Origin of the sequence: Candidatus Desulfofervidus auxilii (assembly GCA_030262725.1) — a bacterium.
GTDB lineage: Bacteria > Desulfobacterota > Desulfofervidia > Desulfofervidales > Desulfofervidaceae > JAJSZS01.
Genome location: JAJSZS010000051.1, coordinates 1 through 5,799 on the forward strand (window position 1 = coordinate 1; position 5,799 = coordinate 5,799).

Annotated in this window: 8 protein-coding genes; 3 read left to right on the forward strand and 5 right to left on the reverse strand. The window is 34.1% G+C overall.

What is annotated here, in order from left to right; translation table 11 throughout:
* Positions 1–78: 78 nt before the first annotated feature.
* Together LWW95_11510 and LWW95_11515 are read left to right on the forward strand one after the other, a co-directional pair.
* The gene (locus LWW95_11510) at positions 79–708 is read left to right on the forward strand and encodes an MBL fold metallo-hydrolase (GenBank protein ID MDL1957652.1); all 630 of its coding nucleotides are present in this window, start codon (positions 79–81) and stop codon (positions 706–708) included.
* A gap of 12 nt (positions 709–720) precedes the next feature.
* Positions 721–1,620, forward strand: a complete 900-nt coding sequence (locus LWW95_11515; GenBank protein ID MDL1957653.1) for an ADP-ribosylglycohydrolase family protein — start codon at positions 721–723, stop codon at positions 1,618–1,620.
* Here LWW95_11515 and LWW95_11520 read toward each other — a convergent pair whose 3' ends face one another.
* On the reverse strand, positions 1,621–1,896 hold the full coding sequence (locus LWW95_11520) for a hypothetical protein (protein MDL1957654.1): 276 nt from the start codon (positions 1,894–1,896) through the stop codon (positions 1,621–1,623).
* Between the two features lie 62 nt (positions 1,897–1,958).
* Between LWW95_11520 and LWW95_11525 the strand changes: the two genes are divergently transcribed.
* The gene (locus LWW95_11525) at positions 1,959–2,285 is read left to right on the forward strand and encodes a hypothetical protein (protein ID MDL1957655.1); all 327 of its coding nucleotides are present in this window, start codon (positions 1,959–1,961) and stop codon (positions 2,283–2,285) included.
* Here LWW95_11525 and LWW95_11530 read toward each other — a convergent pair.
* From LWW95_11530 to LWW95_11545, 4 genes are all read right to left on the reverse strand, one after another.
* On the reverse strand, positions 2,278–2,928 hold the full coding sequence (locus tag LWW95_11530) for a hypothetical protein (protein ID MDL1957656.1): 651 nt from the start codon (positions 2,926–2,928) through the stop codon (positions 2,278–2,280). The two genes, LWW95_11525 and LWW95_11530, sit on opposite strands and share 8 nt — an antisense overlap.
* Positions 2,921–3,742: an MBL fold metallo-hydrolase gene (locus LWW95_11535; protein ID MDL1957657.1), complete on the reverse strand. Its 822-nt coding sequence runs from the start codon at positions 3,740–3,742 to the stop codon at positions 2,921–2,923. Before LWW95_11535 ends, LWW95_11530 begins: the two co-directional genes overlap by 8 nt.
* A gap of 54 nt (positions 3,743–3,796) precedes the next feature.
* Positions 3,797–5,011 (reverse strand): radical SAM protein, encoded by a 1,215-nt coding sequence (locus tag LWW95_11540; GenBank protein ID MDL1957658.1) that lies wholly within the window; start codon positions 5,009–5,011, stop codon positions 3,797–3,799.
* 225 nt (positions 5,012–5,236) lie between these two features.
* Positions 5,237–5,799, reverse strand: a 563-nt coding sequence (locus LWW95_11545; protein MDL1957659.1) for a site-specific DNA-methyltransferase, incomplete at its 5' end; no start/stop codon positions are given.

Consider the following 5,799-nt stretch of genomic DNA (forward strand, 5'->3'; position numbering starts at 1 on the left):
TTGCCCCCATTTTATTATTAATAATTTATTTTATTTTAGTAAGTATAAAAATAACATAATTAATAGTAGGAGGAAAATATGGTTAAAGAGATACTTAAAAAAATTCAATGGTTAGGTCATGATGCCTTTAGAATTAAAAGCAATCTAATAATTTACTTTGACCCTTATCAGATAAAACCAGGACCAGCTGCAGATCTTATCTTTATTACTCATCCACATTTTGACCACTGTTCACCAGAGGATGTGGAAAAAATTAAAAAAGAAGATACTATTATCATTACAGAAAAAGATTCGGCTAAAACACTGTCAGGCAATATAGAAATAATGAAAGTTGGAGAAGAAAAGGTCTTCAAAGACATTAAAGTAAAGGCAGTCCCTGCTTATAATATAGGAAAGACATTCCATCCAAAAGAAAAAGGTTGGTTAGGATTTGTGATAGAAGTTGAAGGAGTCCGTATTTATCATGCTGGAGATACAGATTTTATCCCTGAGATGGAAGATATTAAAACAGACATAGCGCTTTTACCAGTTTCAGGTACCTATGTCATGACTGCTGATGAAGCCGTTAAAGCCGCACTTGCTATTAAGCCTCAAGTAGCTATTCCCATGCATTATGGAGCTATTGTAGGAACAGAAACAGATGCTAATCAATTTGCAAAGGGTTTAGAAGGAAAAGTAGAAGTAGTTATCCTGTCTAAGGTAGACTGATAATGAAAACTTATGGATCAAAACAAGATTTACGGTATAATATTTGGACATGCTATTGGTGACTCTTTAGGTCTTCCGTTTGAGGGATGTAATAAGAAAACCATCCAAAAGCAAATTAAAAAATGGCAACTTGGAGAATGGACAGATGACACAGAGCAAATGCTTTGTATTTTGGATAGCATCCTTGAAAGAGGAAAAATAGAAATAAAGGATATTGCCAAAAGATTATACCAGTGGGCAAAAGAGGGTGGTAAAGGAATAGGTAGGACAGTTGCACAGGTGATTTGTCATCCAAGCTTTCTTGACAATCCTTATATTTCTTCTAAGGAGATTTGGGAGAAAAGTGGAGGTTATTTGGCTCCAAATGGTGGTGTAATGCGCACCTCAATCTTAGGCATCTGGAAGTATTGGGATAAAGAAGAGGTAATTAGAAATGCTGAAGCTGTTTGTCGTATTACTCACTGGGATCCAAGATGTGTAGGTTCATGTGTAGCGGTAAGCTATGCTATATCTGCCTTTCTTAGAGGAATAAATGATCTTGAAATTATCTATAAAGAAGTTGAAAAATTAGTTAAAAATTATGATAAACGAATTCATCCATATCTAGAGCTGGCAAAAGGTCCTATTTCAGGACTTAAATTAGATGAACCAAAAAGTATGGGCTATACTTTAAAGACTTTAGCTGCAGGGTTTTGGGCATTACTTAATGCCAAGGATTTTGAGGAAGGATTAATTACAGTAATAAATGAAGGAGGTGACACAGATACTAATGGTGCAGTTGCCGGTGCACTATTAGGGGCTAGATTTGGCTATAATAGCATACCTAAAAAATATATATCAGGTCTTTTGAATAAAGATATGCTTGAAGAAAAGATAGATTTGCTTATTTTAAAACTGCAATCTTTTACTTAACTATTTCAGCTCTTCTGAAAGAAAATCAGAAAGAGTTAGACTTGCCCTTAAAAGCTGTCCCATTTTACAACTTCTTTCATCTAAACAGTCTAATAGCTGAATGCCATCGTGTTCAGGACACAATGTTTGTGCCTTTTTTAAATAATTATTAAAACATCTAGTAAGTTCTGGAGGGGCAGGCACAAATGTAGGACAAGCATTTTCAAATGTCTTTTGTAACTTTACTATTAATTCTTGCAATTGCTCATAAACATTTTTTATTTCTTTTTTATCCATGTTTTCAAAATATACAATTTAATAAAGATTGTCAAAAAATAAAAGTATGCTAAAATTTAAGTATGATTAAGGAATTTATGGAAGTTTTTAAAAAGGTTTTAAGTTCTAGGGTAAAGCGTTTTGAAGCTGAAATAAAAGAAGGTACAACATCTGAAAGACTCAACCTTATGGCAAAGCATCTTAATAATTGTCCACTTTTTAAAGCAAAAGTAGAAGGTGAAACTGTGATTGCTACTACTGATTGTCCCATAAGCAAGATAGATGATACATTCTGCCGTTATGTTTGTGAATCTACTATGAAATGGATATTTAATGCATATGGATTTGATGCAAAAAGGATTAGTGCTATAGGCGAAACACCTTGTTGTTTTCAGTTGCAACCTAAATAACCAATACAGCCGTAACTATAGAAAGAGTAGCTTTTAGTGCTTCAAGCTTTTCTATTTCTAAATGTTTGGCAATAAAATTGGCTAAATCAAGGTATGCAATAAAAGCCTTACCCTGCTCTTTACTAATCCTCCAATATCTTTTTATATCTTGTTTTACCCTTTTTCTTCTTTCCTCTATCATGTTCTCTATATCACCTTTTTTAAGACATTCATAAGCAAAATTTGTTGACCAATGGTAAATATCTATTACAGCATAATCTGCTATTCTTAAGTGTCGTTTTAATTCTTTATCTGTTAATTTATCTTCAATCTTTACTTCTTCAATAGCAAATGGCTTTAAATCTTTATAATCTTCTAAAAACGCAATTACAGGGCTTACATAACAAGATGCAAGAGAAATGGACTCTATAGCTGGATTTTTAAAACTTAATATAAATTCCTCTATATCCTTTGAAGGATATATAAGTTTGATAAAAGGCTTTTTCTCTTTAATAGTTAAGGTTGGAGGAATACCAATATTTCTATATCTAAATTTTTTTGAAAGAAAATTTAGTTTTTCTTCATTTACCTCCTTTAGATACAAAACACCTCGTAAGTTTTTTATAATCCAGACTATTTCTGCTAGATTTATAGTGTTACTCATATTCCAAAATAAGCCCAGACCCTACTTCTTCAACTTGAAAGTGTTTTCCAAGTTCAATTTTGGCCCTAAGTCCAGTGCAATGGCAGGGATGTATAATTTTAATGTTACAAGATTTAAAATACTTAATAGTTTTGTTCAACACTTCCTCTCCTGCATCAAAAAGATGAAGTCCACCTATAATGTCTAATATTTTTGTTTCCTGACATATTTTCTTTGCATAATTTATTATATTGCAGATACCAGAATGGGAACAACCAGAAATTATCACCAGTCCTTTTTTTGACTTGTAAACCAAAGCACTGTCATCTATCACATAATCAGGCAATTCTTTACCATCTTTAATAATAGTTCCAATAGGCATTTTTCCTTCAAAATCATTTAGCCTTGGTATTTCTCCTAAAAAACAAAGATTTTCAGTCAACCATATTGGTTCCTTTGAGAGACTTAAATCAAAGTATTTGGCAATTTCTTCTTTCCTTTTCCTTGTTCCTATTTCTCCAAATCCTTTATAAAATTTCCTTTCAAACGTTAATGGGTGAGCTACTAGTTTTATGCCTTTTGAGATTTTGCCAACCAAACTAATAAAATGTTCCAATCCCCAGGTATGGTCAAGGTGGCCATGTGATAAGACCAAAAAATCTGCTTGTTTTAAGTCAATACCTAATGCCTTTGCATTTTTTATAAACACATCTGAATAGCCCACATCAAAGAGAACTTTATAATTATCTGCCTCTATCCAATATGAGACTGCTGGCTCACCCAAATAATACTGATCAATCAATGTATTATTGTCTACAAGGACAGTAAGTCTCACTTTGTTTTTGATGTGCATGTCATAATATTCTACAAATACCCCTTTCACTTTGTATCATGGAAAAATATATCCCTGTCTGGTTTGGCAAATGACTGTTTTTAAGCCAGCAGCCCTAAGCAAACGATGCACTTTTTTCATCTCTTCAAAACTAGGGCGTTCTATATCTCTTCTGCGAAATTCAGGTCGATAGTCTACAACACAAACTTGCACTTCTTTTTGCCAAGAGGCTAATCTTTTCCCTATTTCATAAATCTCGTCAAGACTTATCAATTCTTTGTTATAAGGAATACCTATACCAACAAAGATTTTATCAAAGCATTCTTTTAAAAGGTATTCCACAGTTTGCCAGTTTCTTTGCCAAAGGGTTTTTGCCAATTTTTCATCTTTTATATTAGTAATCCGCTTGAATGTCTCAAGCCTTAGCCCTTTTATATCAGGCCCTATATCTGTCATTCCATAATAAATAAGCTCATCAATGTAATCTTTTGTAAGAAATACTGCATTTGTGTCTATATGAATCCTTGCTTCTTTATCTGGGTTTAGCCTTTTTAATGCTTTAACAAATTCTATGAGCCATCTACGGTTTAAAGTAGACTCACCACCACTTATGGCCATGCGATTTAATCTATATTTATATCGTAAGTTAGTTAAGTTTTTAGCTGCTTCTTGTGGAGTGATTGGTCTGCCAAAAGAGACGTAAGTAATATTCCAATTTTGGCAAGTAGGACACCTAAGAATACAACCATGAGCAAAACAGGCTACTTCAATATAATAAAAAATACGTTTTATCTCAAAAGGTGTGCCTACCCCACCAGCCATGTGGGGCTGAAATCCACTAATGAGACGGACAGGAGGAAATTTTTCAATCTTTTCTTTTGCTGTCTCAATCTCCATCCCTGCTTTAACTGGGGTAATGCAACTCCTTACAGGCTTCCCATTAGCTAATACTAAACAACTATAACAACCACCTGTTTGACATGGTGCAAGAAATGAACCTTCTTCTGGTATCATACTGATTTTAAAACCAGCTAAAGAAAGGGCTTTTAGAATAGTAATACGTGCAGGGACAGATAGTGATCGTCCATTTATCTTAATTTCAACAAATTCTCTTGGTTCATAAGGCTCAAGGACTTTTGCCTCAAATGGACAGGCAACAACGCATGCTCCACAGCCACTACATTGTTCTTCACCAGCACAATCAATGTAAGTAGTGCAAAAATTGCATTTTCTACATTTTTCTTCAATTCGTCTTGCTATATAAAAATCCATAAAAATTAAAAAATCCCTATCTGACTCTCAAAATATTAGACAAAATCAACTGGAATAACCCTCTCATTTTGCATACCAGAAGAAGTAGATGCCCGAAGTCCACAATTACGCCTAACGTTTTGTGAATATGTGAAGTTTCACCTTGCAAAATTTGGGTGAGCATTAGCGAGCCACATATCCTCCTGTTATACGCCGTTTCGCCCATCATTTGTTTCCTCCAGTAAATTAAAACAGTTTGGGGGATTTATATTTTATTAAAAATTCTCTTATTCTTTTTTCTGCCAATTTTACATATTCTTCTTCTATATCATACCCCACATAGTGCCTTCCCGTTTTTATTGCAGCAATTGCTGTTTGACCGCTTCCCATAAAGGGATCCAAAACTACCTCACCTTGATATGTGTAAAGCTGAATCAATCTATAAGGAAGTTCAACAGGGAAAGGAGCAGGATGTCCGACTTCTTTTGCTGATACTGCAGGAAATGTCCATACACTTTTGGTAAACTCGAGAAATTCATCTTTTGATATTGTGCTTTCTCTCTTATTCATATTCTTCCTTGAAAACATCCCTTTTGAGAACACCAAAATATATTCATGGACATCTCGTAAAGTAGGATTTGCAGGAGAAAGCCAACTACCCCATGCTGTAGATGGACTCGCAGAAGATGCTTTATTCCATATAATTTCTCCTCTCATTAGGAAACCTAATTCAAACATATCTTTGGCAATAAATGCGTGAAGAGGGATGTAAGGTTTCCTCCCTAAATTCGCTATATTGATGCATGCTC